Annotated in this window: 18 protein-coding genes; 10 read left to right on the forward strand and 8 right to left on the reverse strand. The window is 67.6% G+C overall.

What is annotated here, in order from left to right; genetic code table 11:
• Positions 1-41: 41 nt before the first annotated feature.
• Both C5B91_RS05100 and C5B91_RS05105 read right to left on the reverse strand, forming a co-directional pair.
• The gene (locus C5B91_RS05100) at positions 42-683 is read right to left on the reverse strand and encodes a LysE family transporter (RefSeq protein ID WP_342764860.1); all 642 of its coding nucleotides are present in this window, start codon (positions 681-683) and stop codon (positions 42-44) included.
• A gap of 121 nt (positions 684-804) precedes the next feature.
• Positions 805-1,689, reverse strand: a complete 885-nt coding sequence (locus C5B91_RS05105) for a hypothetical protein (RefSeq protein WP_008093093.1) — start codon at positions 1,687-1,689, stop codon at positions 805-807.
• Positions 1,690-1,795: 106 nt separating this feature from the next.
• Here C5B91_RS05105 and C5B91_RS05110 point away from each other — a divergent pair, with 106 nt between their 5' ends.
• The gene (locus tag C5B91_RS05110) at positions 1,796-2,182 is read left to right on the forward strand and encodes a CopG family ribbon-helix-helix protein (RefSeq protein WP_004977218.1); all 387 of its coding nucleotides are present in this window, start codon (positions 1,796-1,798) and stop codon (positions 2,180-2,182) included.
• A gap of 222 nt (positions 2,183-2,404) precedes the next feature.
• Positions 2,405-3,406, forward strand: coding sequence for an arsenic resistance protein (locus tag C5B91_RS05115; RefSeq protein ID WP_049913420.1), 1,002 nt, complete (start codon positions 2,405-2,407; stop codon positions 3,404-3,406).
• A gap of 110 nt (positions 3,407-3,516) precedes the next feature.
• On the opposite strand, the gene C5B91_RS05120 is transcribed toward C5B91_RS05115, so the two are convergent.
• The gene (locus C5B91_RS05120) at positions 3,517-3,825 is read right to left on the reverse strand and encodes a chorismate mutase (protein WP_004977216.1); all 309 of its coding nucleotides are present in this window, start codon (positions 3,823-3,825) and stop codon (positions 3,517-3,519) included.
• Entirely contained in the window at positions 3,822-4,691 is an 870-nt protein-coding gene (locus tag C5B91_RS05125; RefSeq protein WP_008093099.1) for a shikimate kinase, read from the reverse strand. Before C5B91_RS05125 ends, C5B91_RS05120 begins: the two co-directional genes overlap by 4 nt.
• Before the next feature lie 157 nt (positions 4,692-4,848).
• Between C5B91_RS05125 and C5B91_RS05130 the strand changes: the two genes are divergently transcribed.
• Entirely contained in the window at positions 4,849-5,277 is a 429-nt protein-coding gene (locus tag C5B91_RS05130) for a DUF5796 family protein (protein WP_115819180.1), read from the forward strand.
• The gene (locus C5B91_RS05135; RefSeq protein ID WP_008093103.1) at positions 5,277-5,513 is read left to right on the forward strand and encodes a hypothetical protein; all 237 of its coding nucleotides are present in this window, start codon (positions 5,277-5,279) and stop codon (positions 5,511-5,513) included. Before C5B91_RS05130 ends, C5B91_RS05135 begins: the two co-directional genes overlap by 1 nt.
• A gap of 25 nt (positions 5,514-5,538) precedes the next feature.
• Here the strand turns inward: C5B91_RS05135 and C5B91_RS22960 are convergent, their stop codons facing one another.
• Positions 5,539-5,673, reverse strand: a complete 135-nt coding sequence (locus C5B91_RS22960) for a hypothetical protein (RefSeq protein WP_008093105.1) — start codon at positions 5,671-5,673, stop codon at positions 5,539-5,541.
• A gap of 78 nt (positions 5,674-5,751) precedes the next feature.
• Between C5B91_RS22960 and C5B91_RS05140 the strand changes: the two genes are divergently transcribed.
• Together C5B91_RS05140 and C5B91_RS05145 are read left to right on the forward strand one after the other, a co-directional pair.
• Entirely contained in the window at positions 5,752-7,959 is a 2,208-nt protein-coding gene (locus C5B91_RS05140) for a CDC48 family AAA ATPase (protein WP_008093108.1), read from the forward strand.
• Between the two features lie 100 nt (positions 7,960-8,059).
• Complete coding sequence (locus C5B91_RS05145; RefSeq protein WP_008093110.1) at positions 8,060-8,377, forward strand: hypothetical protein; 318 nt, start codon at positions 8,060-8,062, stop codon at positions 8,375-8,377.
• Between the two features lie 80 nt (positions 8,378-8,457).
• Here the strand turns inward: C5B91_RS05145 and C5B91_RS05150 are convergent, their stop codons facing one another.
• Together C5B91_RS05150 and C5B91_RS05155 are read right to left on the reverse strand one after the other, a co-directional pair.
• A complete protein-coding gene (locus C5B91_RS05150) occupies positions 8,458-9,198 on the reverse strand; it encodes a bifunctional 2-polyprenyl-6-hydroxyphenol methylase/3-demethylubiquinol 3-O-methyltransferase UbiG (protein ID WP_115819181.1) in 741 nt (246 codons plus the stop codon).
• 78 nt (positions 9,199-9,276) lie between these two features.
• Positions 9,277-9,897 carry a hypothetical protein gene (locus tag C5B91_RS05155; RefSeq protein WP_008093113.1) on the reverse strand — a complete coding sequence of 207 codons (621 nt, stop codon included), beginning with the start codon at positions 9,895-9,897 and terminating at the stop codon, positions 9,277-9,279.
• Between the two features lie 98 nt (positions 9,898-9,995).
• Between C5B91_RS05155 and C5B91_RS05160 the strand changes: the two genes are divergently transcribed.
• The gene (locus C5B91_RS05160; RefSeq protein WP_008093115.1) at positions 9,996-10,397 is read left to right on the forward strand and encodes a helix-turn-helix transcriptional regulator; all 402 of its coding nucleotides are present in this window, start codon (positions 9,996-9,998) and stop codon (positions 10,395-10,397) included.
• Positions 10,398-10,488: 91 nt separating this feature from the next.
• Complete coding sequence (locus C5B91_RS05165; RefSeq protein WP_004977200.1) at positions 10,489-10,878, forward strand: hypothetical protein; 390 nt, start codon at positions 10,489-10,491, stop codon at positions 10,876-10,878.
• Positions 10,879-10,902: 24 nt separating this feature from the next.
• Here C5B91_RS05165 and C5B91_RS05170 read toward each other — a convergent pair whose 3' ends face one another.
• On the reverse strand, positions 10,903-13,743 hold the full coding sequence (locus C5B91_RS05170; protein ID WP_115819182.1) for a DEAD/DEAH box helicase: 2,841 nt from the start codon (positions 13,741-13,743) through the stop codon (positions 10,903-10,905).
• 90 nt (positions 13,744-13,833) lie between these two features.
• Between C5B91_RS05170 and C5B91_RS05175 the strand changes: the two genes are divergently transcribed.
• Both C5B91_RS05175 and C5B91_RS05180 read left to right on the forward strand, forming a co-directional pair.
• Positions 13,834-14,112, forward strand: coding sequence for a hypothetical protein (locus C5B91_RS05175; protein WP_008093120.1), 279 nt, complete (start codon positions 13,834-13,836; stop codon positions 14,110-14,112).
• Positions 14,109-14,387 (forward strand): hypothetical protein, encoded by a 279-nt coding sequence (locus C5B91_RS05180; protein WP_115819183.1) that lies wholly within the window; start codon positions 14,109-14,111, stop codon positions 14,385-14,387. Before C5B91_RS05175 ends, C5B91_RS05180 begins: the two co-directional genes overlap by 4 nt.
• Positions 14,388-14,426 lie beyond the last annotated feature (39 nt).

Below are 14,426 nucleotides of genomic sequence, written 5' to 3' on the forward strand. Positions count from 1 at the left end.
GAGGCGGCCGGCGGGCGCGGAGTAGAGGTTGAGGCGGCGCGCTACAGGCCGCTCCAGAGCGCGGCGACCCCGAACCCGACGATGACGACGCCCGCGAGTTGGTTCACCCGCCGGAGGACCGCCGGGGTGACTCGCTCCCGGACGCGGTCGACGGCGGCGCTCAGGACGAACCACCAGAGCGCCGACCCGGCGAAGACGCCCGCGACGAGGAGCGCCGCCGCGAGGTAGTCGCCCGAGACGCCGACGCCCAAGCCGGCGAAGATGCCCACGAAGGCGAGTATCGTCACCGGGTTCGTCAGCGTCAGGAGGAACGTCGACCCGAAGTCGGCGACGAGTGTCCGGGCGTCGCTGGCCGGCGTACTTACAGAAGACGAGTCCGCCGTCGGTGCCGACTCGACCGACTCGGGGTCGCCTCGAATCGACTGGAAGCCGATGTACAGGAGGATTCCCCCGCCAGCGAGGGCGATTCCGTTGCGGTGTCCGAGCAGGACCGACGAGAGCGCGGCGAGGCCGAACCCCGCGATGGCCCCGTAGACCGCGTCCGCGGACGCCGCTCCGAGTCCGCTGACGAAGCCCGAGAGACGGCCCTTAGAAAGCGTTCGCTGGATGCACAGGACGCCGATTGGTCCGACCGGCGCGGCTATCGAGACGCCGAGAACGAGTCCGCGGACGAAGATTCCGATTGTCGTGGTTAATAGACATCACCTCGTGGTCGCTTCGATGCGTCGCCGGGTGATACGTCTATCGCCCGTCCTGAATGGCCCGCCGGCGCAATCAACGTTGGTGCCGACTACCCGTCACCGATTAGAGCAGCCCTGTGATGAAGCCGAGACCCATCAGGACCAACACGGCCGCGGAGAACGCCGGAAGATACGGCGTGTACTTCTCGACCTCGTCTTCGTACTGCTGGTAGCCGGCGATCAGCAACATCGTCAGTCCGACGATGCCGACGACGACGGTGATGGCGTAAGCGCTCATCAGTTCGAGGCAGTAGTTCGACCCGGCACAGAGCGCGATAATCTCGAACTCCTCCTCGTGGGCGAACCCGAGGACGAACGCGAACCACGCGATGCCGAGGAGGCCGCGGTCCGCGGCTTCGTCGAGGTCGCCGTGTGAGTGAGAGTGGGAGTGCCCGCCGACGAAGGGCACGAACGCTTTCAGGCGGGAGAACAACCCGCCGTCATCGTGACCGTGAGTGTGGCCGTCGTGGCTGTGGTCATCGTGGTCATGTGAGTGCCCGCGGTCGTGCGAATGGCCATCGTCGTGCGAGTGACTGCCCTCGTGTGAGTGGTCGTGGTCGTGAGCGTGCTCCTCTCCGTCGTCGTGCCCGTGAGTCCCGTGAGCGTGTCCGTGGTAGTACTCGCGGACACCGAGTGCGATGAGTAAGACGCCGGCCACGAGGCTGACCTGTCCACCGATTTGGACGCCGCCGAGTATCGTAATCGGCTCGTTGACCTGCGTGAGGTCGAAGTACTCCTTCGCGTAGAAGAACACGCCCACCATCGCGATACTGCTGATGAGGTGGCCGATTCCGAGGATGAAACTCGCTGCGAACCCGTACACCCACTTGTTCGCTTGGTCGAGCGCGTACGAGGCCGCGACGGGCCAGCCGTGACCCGGTTCGACGCCGTGGATGGCCCCGAGAGCCACCGCGCCGACGACGAGTCCGAGCAGTTCGTTCGAGGCCATGTACTACCGTATTCGTGGAAAACGAGGGGTATAGGGGTTGTTAATACCGAACCGGGGGTGTCGTCATAACGGGAACTCTTGTAGCTGCGCACGTCAGTTCGAACCGATGCGGACGAGTTTCAACATCCCCGACGAACTGGTCGAGGAGTTCGACCGGGCGTGGCGCGACGAGGGCATCGAAAACCGGTCGCGGGCGGTTCGAGAGGCCATGCAGGAGTTCATCGAGTCCCACGCCCGGCTCGAAGACGTGTCCGGCGAGGTCGTCGCGCTCGTCGGCTTCGACTACCGCCACCACGACGTGATTCGCGAGCTGCACGGGGCGCAACACGAGTTTCAGGACGTCATCCTCAACACGAGCCACACCCACCAAGGCGAGTGGTGTCTCGAATCGCTGTTCTGCCGCGGCCCCGCGGAGCGCGTCCGAGAGCTAACGTACCGACTCCGGGACTTCGACGCGGTCCGCCGGGTGAAGGTGATGGTTATCCGGGAGTGACGCGGCGTCGCGTCTCGCCTCGGATTAGTCTCGGTTCGAACGCCGCGCGCTGTCGGTGCCGAGTTCGAGTGGGTTGGCCGCGGCGCGCCGAGCTACCGATTCTGCCGCTGTTCGGCCTGTCAAGTCCCCACTTGGTGTGATAGATTCCGTCTACTTCGCCGCTTCCTGTCTGACACGGGGGAGCGACGATGGTTTACCGGCGACGAACGAATCAGCCAGTAGATGAACTCGAAGCGGTGGCTCCAACGGCATCAAGTTGCCGTCTATGCAGGCTTCGTTCTCTTGGCCGTCGGAGTCGGCGTCTATCTTCCGAACTCGGCCCCGCTCTCCGAGTCGCTCATCGACCCGGTACTGGCCGCCCTGCTCTACGTCACGTTCCTCGAAATTCCGTTCGTTCGACTCCGTCGCGCGTTTCGGAACGGGCGGTTTGTCGCGGCGGCACTGGGTATGAACTTCTTGGTCGTCCCCGTCGTCGTCTGGGGACTCACTCGGTTCCTCCCCCAGCGACCAGTCATCCTCGTGGGTGCGTTCATGGTGCTTCTGACGCCGTGTATCGACTACGTAATCACCTTCACCGAACTCGCAGGCGGCGACGCCGAGCAGGTTACAGCGACGACCCCGGCCCTGATGCTCGTCCAACTGTTGTTGCTCCCGTTGTACCTGTGGCTGTTCATGGGTTCGACGGTCGCAGCGGTCATCGAACCGGGGCCGTTCGTCGAGGCGTTTCTGGTACTCATCGCGCTCCCGTTGACGCTCGCGTGGCTTACCGAAGCGTGGGCGGAACGGTCGTCGAGGGGCGACGCGTGGCAGGAGACGATGGGGTGGTTACCGGTTCCGATGATGGGCGCGACGTTGTTCGTCGTCATCGCGTCACAGCTTCCCCGGGTGCAGAGTTCGATCGAGCAGATTGCAGTCGTCATTCCGGTGTACGTCGCCTTCCTCGTCGTCATGTCGATACTCGGACGACTCGCGGCGGGAGTCTTGCAGATGGATGCCGGGGAGGGCAGGGCGCTCGTGTTCACGTCGGTCACCCGTAACTCGCTGGTCGTCCTCCCACTTGCACTTGCGCTTCCGGCGGGGTACCGACTGGTACCTGCGGTCGTCGTGACGCAGACGCTCGTCGAACTGGTCGGGATGGTCACTCTCACGCGAGTCGTCCCGGCGTGGCTCGTCCCGGACTCGCCGAAGCGAATCTCACTTCCCGAGTTGGTGACTCGCGAGTGAGGTCCGTGGGTACCGTGTCCTCGTGAACGACCGAGGAACAACAGAACAGCCGCCCAAAGAAGAGTCAACTAACAAAACTCCGATGTGCGGCCTTAGAACCCCGAAATCGGCTACCGATTCTGCCGCTGTTCGGCCTTGTTCATCTCGATGAGCAGCCGGAAAATCGCCTTCACGAGGTTCGAGTCGACCTCGAAGTGGGCCGCGTTCTGCCCGGCGCGCTCCATCACGCGCTCTTCTTGGGACTCGTCGGTCGTCGGCAGGTCCTTCTCGGCTTTGACCTGCGCGACGGTGTCGGCGACGTAGGTCCGGCGGGCGATGAGTTCGACGATGCCGCGGTCGATATCCTCTATCTCCTCGCGGAGTTCGTCGAGCGACATGTCCTGGAACGGTTCGGCTGCGGTGTCGGTGTCGTCTGTCATTGGATTCGTGCTCCGTCGGTTCGGGTGGTCGTCAGTCGGGTCTCTCCGTCGCGGGCGTCCCATAGTTCTCTGACGCGTTCGAGGTCGGCGCGGTCGCCGACGGCGACGACGCTCGGGCCGGTCCCGGACAGCGAGACGCCGTCGGCGATGGGCATCGCCTCGACGGCGGGGTCGGTCGGGAAGTCCAGGGCGGCCGAGAAGGCGAGGCCGTTGACGGTCATCGCCTCGGCGTAGCGGCCTTCGAGCGCGAGGTCGGCGACGAGGTCGGCCATCGGGGCGACGTTCTCGCAGCGACTCACGTCGGCGTCGGCGCTGTAGGCGCGCTCGGGGGGCGTCCACACGAGCACGTCCCAGTCGACCTCGTCGCGGACGATGAGTTCGTCCTCGGTGTTGTCGGTGACGACGACGCCGCCGACCATGGAGGCCGAGGCGTCGTCGAACGCGCCGGTCGCCGTGACGCCGACCTCGCGGGCGGCGCGGACGCCCATCCGGCAGGCGTCGAGCCGGGAGATGTCGGCGTCCGGGCCGGGGCCGACCGAGCGACCGAGCGCGGAGAGCGTCGCCAGCACCGTCGCGTTGGCCGCGGCGCTGGAACTCTTGAGGCCGGCGGCCATCGGCAGGTCGCTTTCGGTCTCGACGGTGCCGCCCTCGCCGTCGCCGAACGCCTCGACCACAAGCTCGACGCAGCGCTCGATGAGCCGCGTGTCGGCGTCCGGGGCCTCCGCGATGCTGCCGCGGACCGCGCCGGAATCGTCCAGTTCGACCGACGCGGTGGTCTCCGCGTCGATGGCGAACGCGGAGCCGGTCGCCGTCGCGAGGGCGTTCAAGACGGTGCCCGCCCCGAGGGCGGTGGCTCGGCCGTGCATACTTGCCGGAGGTCGGCACATCGTGTTATGTGTGGCGGTCCGTGCCGTTTTCGCCCGTAGGTTCGGGGACCGACGCGGCGGCGGCGCGTTCGATTCCGACGCCAGCGGGTCGACCCGAGACGCGACGTTTTTGCCGTCCCCGCGGCAACGGTGAGCCATGAGCGCCCGCAGCGACATCGCCCCGAGCACACTCGGCGTCGAACTCCACGACTACGGCGTCGAAGTGGAGTACATCGACAACCGAACCACGGTCTACCGGGGCGTCCCCGAAGCGGTCACGGGAACGCTCGCCACCGCTCCCGGCAAGGAGGTCCACGTTCTCGTCACCGACCCCACCGAGACCGAGGGCGTCATGATGTACGTCAACGACCTCAAGAGCCACGACGACGTGCTCGAATCGAGCGGCGTCGGCCGCGTCATCCTCGGCGAGGGCGAAGAAGAAGAGCTGTTCCCCGGCGTCCTCGTCCGGCGTGTGCCCGGCCACCGATTCGAAATCGAGGCCGACCCCGCGGTCGCCCGCGGCCGCGTGTTCGTCTTCGTCGAGGACGACTGGGCCGAGCACTCCTACGAGTTCGTCACCGAGTGATGCTCCGGAAGCGCTGGGAGCCGCTGGAAAAGCGGACCATCGGAAAGGCCCCGGAAGCCTACGGCTACTACGAACTCGGCGACGCGGACGGCGACCTCGTCGGCCGCGGCGTGGGCGTCCTCCGCGACGAACTGAAGGAGGCGCTCGCCTATGGCGACGCCGAGCGCGTCCGCTGGGAGCGTGCGACATCGCTGGACCACGCCGAGCGACTCGCAGACGAACACGACCCGGTGTAGCCGCCCTCGCACCCGCCGCGCGCCGCTACTGCAAGTACGACGGACTGTCCGTGTCGCAGTTCTCCTCGTGGGCCTCGGCGTCGGTCTCCACGTCGAACAGCATCCCGCACTCTTCGCATCGGTACCACGTCACACCGTCTTTCTCCGTCGTGGCAACCATGCGTACTGTTACCGCGCCGTCCCGGAAAACGGTTACTCCGGGCGAACCCTCAAGGGTCGAGCGACCGAATCGGGGGGTATGTCAGAAGATGGGGTGACGCTCGTCGTCCGCGCCGCGGAGAAACGCGACGCGGGCCGCGGCATCGCCCGCCTCCCCGAGGCCGCCCGCCGTGAACTCGGCGTGCTCAGCGGCGAGACGGTCGTCATCGAGGGGTCCCGAGAGACGGTCGCGAAGATGTGGCCCGCCCGCCCCGGCGCGGCGGCGGGCGAGATGCTCGTCGACGCCGACACACGGGCCAACGCCGGCGTGAAAATCGGCGACAGCGTCCGCGTCAGGAAGATAGCCGTCGAGGACGCGCGCTCGGTGACGCTCGCCGGACCCAGCGCCTTCGAGCGGACCAGCGTGGACCGCGAGACCATCGAGGAGGTCGTGAAGGCGGAGCTTCGGAACCGGCCGCTCCGCGAGGGCGACCGCGTCCGCGTCGAGCGACTCGGCGGGGCCGCCCTCGTCGTCAGCGAGACGAAACCGGAGGGCGTGGTCCGCGTCACCGACGCGACGGCGGTCTCCGTGACGGCGACGAGTTCGAAGGGCGCGAGCGAGACCGTCCGCGACGCCGTCAAGAGCGTGACCGGGGGCGACGGCGGCGACGCCGGGAGCCGCGGCCGGGCGACGGGCGTCACCTACGAGGACATCGGCGGCCTCGACGACGAACTCGACCTCGTCCGCGAGATGATAGAGCTCCCGCTGTCCGAACCCGAGGTGTTCGCCCATCTCGGCATCGAGCCGCCGAAGGGCGTCCTCTTACACGGCCCACCGGGCACCGGGAAGACCCTCATCGCGAAGGCCGTCGCCAACGAGGTCGACGCGAGTTTCACCACGATTTCGGGCCCGGAGGTGCTCTCGAAGTACAAAGGCGAGTCCGAGGAGAAGCTTCGCGAGGTGTTCCAGTCGGCCCGCGAGAACGCGCCGGCCATCATCTTCTTCGACGAGATAGACTCCATCGCGTCGAAGCGCGACGACGGCGGCGACCTCGAAAACCGCGTCGTCGGCCAACTGCTGTCGCTCATGGACGGGTTGGACGCCCGCGGCGACGTGGTCGTCATCGGCGCGACGAACCGCGTCGACAGCCTCGACCCGGCGCTCCGTCGGGGCGGTCGCTTCGACCGCGAAATCGAAATCGGCGTCCCGAACGAGGCGGGCCGCCGCGAGATTCTCGACGTGCACACCCGGCGGATGCCACTCGCCGAGGGCGTGGACATCGACCGACTGGCCTCCCGAACCCACGGCTTCGTCGGTGCCGACCTCGAATCGCTGGCCAAGGAGGCCGCGATGACCGCGCTCCGGCGCGTCCGCCGCGAGGGCGGGGGCGGAAGCGGGGACGGTGGCGGGAAGGTCGCCGTCGCGGACATGACCGTCACGCGCGCCGACTTCGAGTCGGCGATGGCGACGGTCGAACCCTCGGCGATGCGCGAGTACGTCGCCGAACAGCCGACCGAGGGCTTCGAGGGCGTCGGCGGTCTCGACGACGTGAAGCGGACGCTCGAACGGGCGGTGACGTGGCCGCTGACCTACGCGCCGCTGTTCGAGGCGGCCTCGACCGACCCGCCGACCGGCCTGCTCTTACACGGGCCACCGGGGACCGGCAAGACGATGCTCGCCCGCGCCATCGCGGCCGAAAGCGGCGTCAACTTCATCCACGTCGCCGGCCCCGAACTGCTGGACCGCTACGTCGGCGAGTCCGAGAAGTCCGTCCGCGAGGTGTTCGACCGCGCCCGACAAGCCGCCCCGAGCATCGTCTTCTTCGACGAGATAGACGCTATCGCCACCGACCGCGACAGCGCCGGGTCGGACTCGGGCGTCACCGAGCGCGTCGTCTCCCAACTCCTGACGGAGATGGACAACGCCGCCGACAACCCGAACCTCGTCGTCCTCGCGGCGACGAACCGCCGGGACGCGCTCGACCCCGCGCTCCTCCGACCCGGCCGGCTGGAGACCCACGTCGAGGTTCCCGCCCCGGACATCGAGGCACGCCGCGCCATCCTCGACGTGCACGTCCGCGACAAGCCGCTCGGCACCGACGTGGACCTCGGCGACGTGGCCGCTCACATGGACGGCTACACCGGGGCCGACGTGGCCGCGGTCTGCCGCGAGGCGGCGCTCCGTGCGATTCAGGACGTGGCCGACGCCTACGAGGGCACCGAGGCGAACGACCACGCCGACGAGGTGCGCATCACCCGCGCGCACTTCGATGCGGCGCTGGAATCTGTCTCGCCGACACAGGTCTGACGGGGCCGACCGCCGGAGAACCTCCGTTCCCGCTCACCTGCGAGATTATCTCGTTTCGCCGCGTACTGTGTCTCATGTTCACTCGCAACAGAGGTGTGTCGTGAACGCGGCGTGGCGGCGGAAGGTCCGCCGAGAGTGGGACGCGCTCACCGGCGGCCCGCTCTCCGCGACGTGGTGGGTCACGAAAGCCGGCCTTCGAGTCGCGTTCGCCGAGGCCATATTCATGTTCCTCGTGTTGTTGAACAACGACGCGGACGCGGTCTCGGCCGTCGCCGACGGCGAGGCATCGGTGTTCTCGCTCGTCGCGGTCGTCCTCGGGTCGCCCGAGTACCTCGCCATCGCGGGTATCGTCTTCGCCGTCGCGCTGTTCCTCCCGTTCCTTCCGCGGCGCAACGAGGCGACCAATCGCTGGGAGTAGGCCGTAGCGCGTGGGAAGAGACGGCCGGCGACGACCTCGCCCCGAAGTGCCACCGCGAAGTGCCGCAGGGACCGCGCGGTTCACGCCAGTCGCGCCCGGTAGTAACTCGACTCGGTGTTCGGCACGGTCACCTCGCGCACGTCGAGGCCCGCCTCGGCCGCGACCGCCCGGAGCCGGGCCGGCGAGACGAGAACGAAGTCGAGCATCGGCCCGCGGAGGTCGCCGTACTCGACGCGGAACGACCGTCGGGCGACGCCTTCCCGCGGGTCCGGCCGGTAGCCGAAAAAGCGCTCGGGGTCGACGCGCGTCGGGTCGTACGAGTCGACGACGACTTCGCCGGTGGACGAAACGAGGTCGGCAAACGACGCGAGCAGGTCGGCGAGTCGGTCCAGCGAGCCCGCGAGTCCGACCTGCGTCCCGTTGGCGAGGACCGTCTCGAAGCCTCCCGCCGACGGCTCTGACCGACTCGCCCCGACCGGCGGGTCGAACATATCACCGACGACCGCCGCCTCGACGCCGCGCTCGCGGGCCGCGCGAACCGCGTTCGGGCTCACGTCGAAGGCGACGACCTCGCCACGCTCCTGTCCGGCGAGAGCGTGTTGGCCCGCGCCGCATCCCACGTCGAGGACGGGCGTCCGAAGCGAGTCGACGAACTCGCGCTTCGCGGCGGGCCACCGCTGCGACGGGACGAGATAGTTCTCGTAGATGTGCGCGTCGCCGGCGGTACCACGGGCGTCGTCGCCGGCGCGGTAGACGCACGGGGCGCGCAGACAGCCGCGAACCCGGTCCAACATCGCCAGTCCGAGGGCGTCGTCGGGCATGACGTGTCGTTCGTCGCTCTCGTGTAAACTATATTTAATGTGCTGCTAGGTAGCAATCAACATGGTACGGCGGAAGCGTCAGTCCAGTCGGCCCAAGTCGCCGTGTAGTTCGCGGTTCATCACGTCCGCGACGAACAGTCGGATGCGCTTGCGTAGCTCCGCTTCGGTGTCGTAGGTCTCGACGCGGAGGTCCCAGCGGGCGCGCGCCGCGCGAATCATCTCGCTCGTGACCGTCGCTTCGTGGACGAAGACGATTCTGTCGCCGTGCGTCTCGGAGAGTCGCTCGAGTATCGACCCCGCCTCCTCGCCGACGCCGAAGTTGTGGCCGAGAAACGGCAGCACGAACACGGTCGCGTTGCTCGCCTCGGCAAACGCGAGCGACTGCGTGGCGGCGTCCACCTCGTCGGTGCTGAGGTCCACGTCGACGGCGAGAAAGGCGTTGACACCCGGGTCCGCGCGGAGACTTCCTTGCACCCGTCGGAGGAGCGCGAGCGCGTCGTCGACCTCGTCCCGCGCGGCGAACAGCTTCCGAATCGGTCCGGGGAGGTCCTCGATGTCGATGGCGGCGAGTTCCTCCTCCGAAAGGACGTAGTTGAGGTTGAACGACTTGTACGGACCCATCACGTAGACGAGAAACCGGTCGTAGGTCGTTCGCCCGAGCGCCGCCCGTATCTCGTCGCGCGAGATGGCGTCCGTCATGGGCACACGTACCGCACGTTAGTATATAAAATGCGGATTTTTCAGCGAAGTTCGACTCAAGAACCGTTAACTCGATACGCTCCATCTAGCGAACCGAGATGGCGACGAACGACCCGGTCGATTCGGACGGGCTGCCCGAGGACCCCGCCGAGTTGCTGCCGCCGACGAGCGTCCTCACGCTGGACGAGTACCTCGACATGCAGGCGGCACTCGGCGACCGGACGCGCTTTACCCTGCTGTACCGACTGGTCCACTTCGGCGAGCGAAGTCCGAAAGCGCTGGCCGAGGCGCTCGACGTGCAGGCGAACACGCTCCACTACCACCTCGGTAAACTCGTCGACGCCGGGTTAGTCGAGAAGCGAAAACGGTCGCAAGCCGACGACGAAGGCCTGTTTTCGTACTATCGCGCCACGTCGCTCGGCTCCGACATCCTCGAACACGGCGTCGAGGAGCTCATCCGGCGCGAGCGCGACTACCGGGACGTCTACGCGTCGGAGTAGCGGCGTCACGGACGACCGCCGCGTCTCAGCTCCCACCCGCCCGCTGCCGAAGCCGCCGCCTATTTGGCGCTCGCTCGCGCAGGCTGAAGCGATGTCCAATCTCCTCCCCGAGGAAGCAAAAGAAAAGCTCGTCACCGTCTGCCGCACGGCCGTCGGCGACAGCCTCCGGTCGCTCACGTACTTCAGCCGCTTCGACTACGTGCAGGTGTACCTCCGCGAGGACCTCGAACAGGAGGCCGACCTGAACTCCTTTATCGGCAACGAGTGGCACGACTTCAAGATGACCCAGGACGCCTACCGCGGCTCCGAACTCGGCGACTACGAGTACACGATTCGCGTGTTCGAAAACGGCTACCTCGTTCGCATCACCGTCGAGGACTTCGGCGTCTTCGTCACCACCGACGGCATCTCGATGCAGGACTTCGAGGCGCTGGCGGCCGCGACGACCGAGATTCTCGACGAGTGGGCCATCGAGGAGTAAGCGGGCGAACCGGAATCCACCCCGTCAGTCCCAGAACGACTGGGTTCGGGCGTACTCGCGCTCCCGTTCGAGGATGTCGCGGTAGAAGTCGTCTTCGTCCTCGCGGAGCTTGTTGATGATGCGCGCGGCGTTGTGCGGGCCGACCCCGCGGGCCGCGAGCGCGACGACCGCCCGCTTGCCGTGGGCCTGCACGAGACTCGCCGAGCGGTAGGCCCGCTTCGTCAGTCGCTCCTGTTCGTCGTCTTTCTCCGGCGCACGGACCGCTTTCACCGTCTCCTCGTCCCACGGATTGAGCGCGGCGACGCGGGTCGCGCCGCACTCGGGGCACGCCACGGGGTCGCGGACGCGCTTTACCTTCGTCTTTCGAGTCCAGTCTTTGCAGTGGAGACACGCCAACAGCACGCGGTCGTTCTGAATCCGGTCGCGGACCGTCTCGATGACGCTCGCGTCGGCGTTCTCGGGGACGAGCAGGTCGGTTCCCGACCCGCGGCCGCCGGTGCCGATGGCGGTCGGTTCGCGGGCGACGGCGAGTTCCACGTCGCCCTCGCGGACGCGGCGGAGCAGTTCGACCGTCTCCTCGACGGCGAGGTCCGTATGGAACACCTCGCGGACGGCCTCGTCGTAGACGGGCGTGTCCTCCAGCGCGGCGAGGAGGCGGTCGCCGCCGAAGCGACCCTTCCCCTGATAGCGCTTGAGCGCGCCGAACTTCGCGGCCACCTGTGCGAGCGTGAACTTCAGCGAGTCCGACCGCTTGAGCGCGAGTTCGAGCAGGGCCTCGACGTGGTCGGGGTCGGTCTCGCGGAGCACCTCGGCGAACGTCGTCGGGCGGACCTTCCCCGGCACGTCGAACTCGATGCGGTAGGGGTCGACCTCCATCCCGACCGACGAGCCGGTCCGCTGGCCGATGAGCGCCGAGAGGAGCCGACCGAGCGTCTCGTTCACCCGGTGGCCGTACGGCGAGTTCAGCGTCACCTTCCGAGGCGAGCCTTCGAGGACGAGCCTGTTCGCCGTCGGAATCGGCGCGTCGGCTTCGACCTGTTTCTCGATGGGGCCGAGCGCCGAGCGGACCGTGGCCTCGTCGGTCGGGTAGCGCATGGCGATGTCGCGGGCGACGGCCTCGCGGTCGGCTCCGGACTCGAACTGCGGCGCGGCCACGTCGCGGAGTTCGCCCACCTCACCGGCGACCGGCGCGGGCACCGGAATCTCCGAGCCGACCCACGACGGCACCTCGCCGCCGGGGTCCTCGATGGGCGAGACGTTCACTTGCGCCTCCTCCTCGTCCACGTCGTTGACGCGCCACATCTCGCCGCGCTGGATGAACGTCGCGCCCGGCGCGGCGAAGTTGAGGACGAACTTCTCGTCGAGCGTCCCTATCTGCCGGCGCGAGGAGATGTCGTGAACGTCGTAGGTCTCCTCGTCGGGAATCATCGAGAGGTTGGCGTAGAAGTACTGCCACGTGCCGCCGGACTTTTCGAGGAGGTCTTTGTCCTCGTCGAGCCAGAGGAGGCGGTTCCCCGAGAGTTCGCGGACGACCGCCCGAAAGTCGTCCTCGTCGAGGTCGCGGAAGGGGTACGCCCGCGTGATAATCTCGTAGGCGCGGCGGGCCGACACGTCACCGTAGTCCATGACGACGCCGACGATTTGGTTGGCGACGGTGTCGAGGCTCCCGTGGTGGACGCGGGCGGGTTCGACCTCGCCGGAGACGGCCCGCCGGGCGATGGCGAGCGCTTCGAGCGTGTCATCGGGGTGGTCGGTGACGACGGTCCCGCGGGAGACGACGCCCAAGCGGTGGCCCGCCCGGCCGACCCGCTGGAGGAGCCGCGACACCTCGCGGGGGCTGTTGTACTGGACGACGTGGTCCACCCGGCCCACGTCGATGCCGAGTTCCATCGACGACGTGCAGATGAGCGCGTCCAACTCGCCGGCCTTGAAGCGGTCTTCCACGTCGATGCGAACGTCCTTCGACAGCGAGCCGTGGTGGACCTCGATTGGGTCGCCGAGCGCCTTGAACCGCGAGCCGAGCGCCTCCGCGGTCTGTCTGGTGTTGACGAAGACGAGCACGGACTCGTGGTCGCGGACGATATCTCGAACCGTCCGGACGTGGCTCGCTATCTCGGGGTCGGTGGCGAGTTTGCCCGCCAGCGCCTCGTCCTCGTTCGTCACCTCGGGGCGGACGACTTCGAACTCGACGCGGTTGTCCACGTCGACCTCGATGACCTCGAACGGTCGGTCGCCGGTCAGGAACTTCCCGACCTCCTCGGGCGACCCGACCGTCGCCGAGAGCCCGATTCGCTGGAACGGCCCGGCCAACTCGCGGAGGCGCTCTAACCCGATTGTCAACTGCGCGCCGCGCTTCGCCGACGCGAGTTCGTGGACCTCGTCGACGACGACGTGGTGCACGTCCGACAGCGCCGTCCGCAACTTCTTCCCGGTGAGCATCGCCTGCAGCGTCTCGGGCGTCGTCACCAGCACGTCCGGCGGGTCGTTGGCCTGCTTCTGTCGCTGGTACTGCGTGGTGTCGCCGTGGCGAACGTCGATGTCGACGTCGAGCTGTTCGCCCCACCAGTCGAGCCGCTGGCGCATGTCGCGGTTCAGCGCCCGAAGCGGGGTGATGTAGAGCGCCGAGATACCGAACCGGCCCTCGGCGTCGGCGATGGCCGAAAAGACCGGCAGCATCGCCGTCTCCGTCTTTCCGGTGCCCGTGGGCGCGATGATGAGGCCGTGTTTCCCGTCGGTCAGCGGGGGAATCGCCCGGCGCTGCGGCTCGGTGGGCGTCGTGAATCCGCGCTCCGAGAGCGCGTTTCGAACGGGCGACGAGAGCGTCGCGAAGGCGTCCATTCCGGCGGCGGCCTCGCCGTCTGGCATCGCCCGAGGTTACGGTTCGAGGCGATTAAGCGCACCGCTCGGGGCGGTCCCGACCGGGAGATTCATGTCGTCAGTGAGTCAATTTCGGGCGTGTCCCCGAAACGAGTCTACTGGTCCGCGTTCCTCGTCTTCGGTCTCTGTGCCGCCGTCGATATCGCGCTCGACGTTTCCGCGGGAGACGTGGGTATCAACACCGCCGCAGCGGCCGCGGGCGTCGTCGTGGTCGGCTACGCGTCGGTCGTCGCCCTCCGCGACCCCGACCGCGCTCGGGTCCCGTCGGACTGGAGCCCGCTCGTCTACCTCGTCATCGTCGGCGCGGCGCTCTACACGTTCGGCGTCGCCCTCCAACTGTACTCGGTGGTGATGTGACTCCCGAACGGTCGTTCTGGCTGTCGCAGGCCGGCTTCACCGGCGGCAATCTCCTTATGGTCCTCGGCAACCAGCGAGGTGACCTCGCGACGTGGCAACTGGTCTTCGCGGCGGTGCTGGCGCTTTCGACCCTCTGGTTCGTCGGCTACGCCGTTCGAGAACGAGAAAAGGGCGTCCCGGAGTTCTTCCGCGAGTGGACCGGTTGGCAACGACTCGCCAACGTGGCGGCCACCTCCGTGTTCGTCATCGGCACTCTCACGTTCGTCTTCGCGTAGCGGGTCGGAAAAACGGGAAGTCGCGTTTGACGACCGCGA

This window comes from Haloferax sp. Atlit-10N, assembly GCF_003586325.1.
Taxonomy (GTDB): Archaea; Halobacteriota; Halobacteria; order Halobacteriales; family Haloferacaceae; genus Haloferax; species Haloferax prahovense.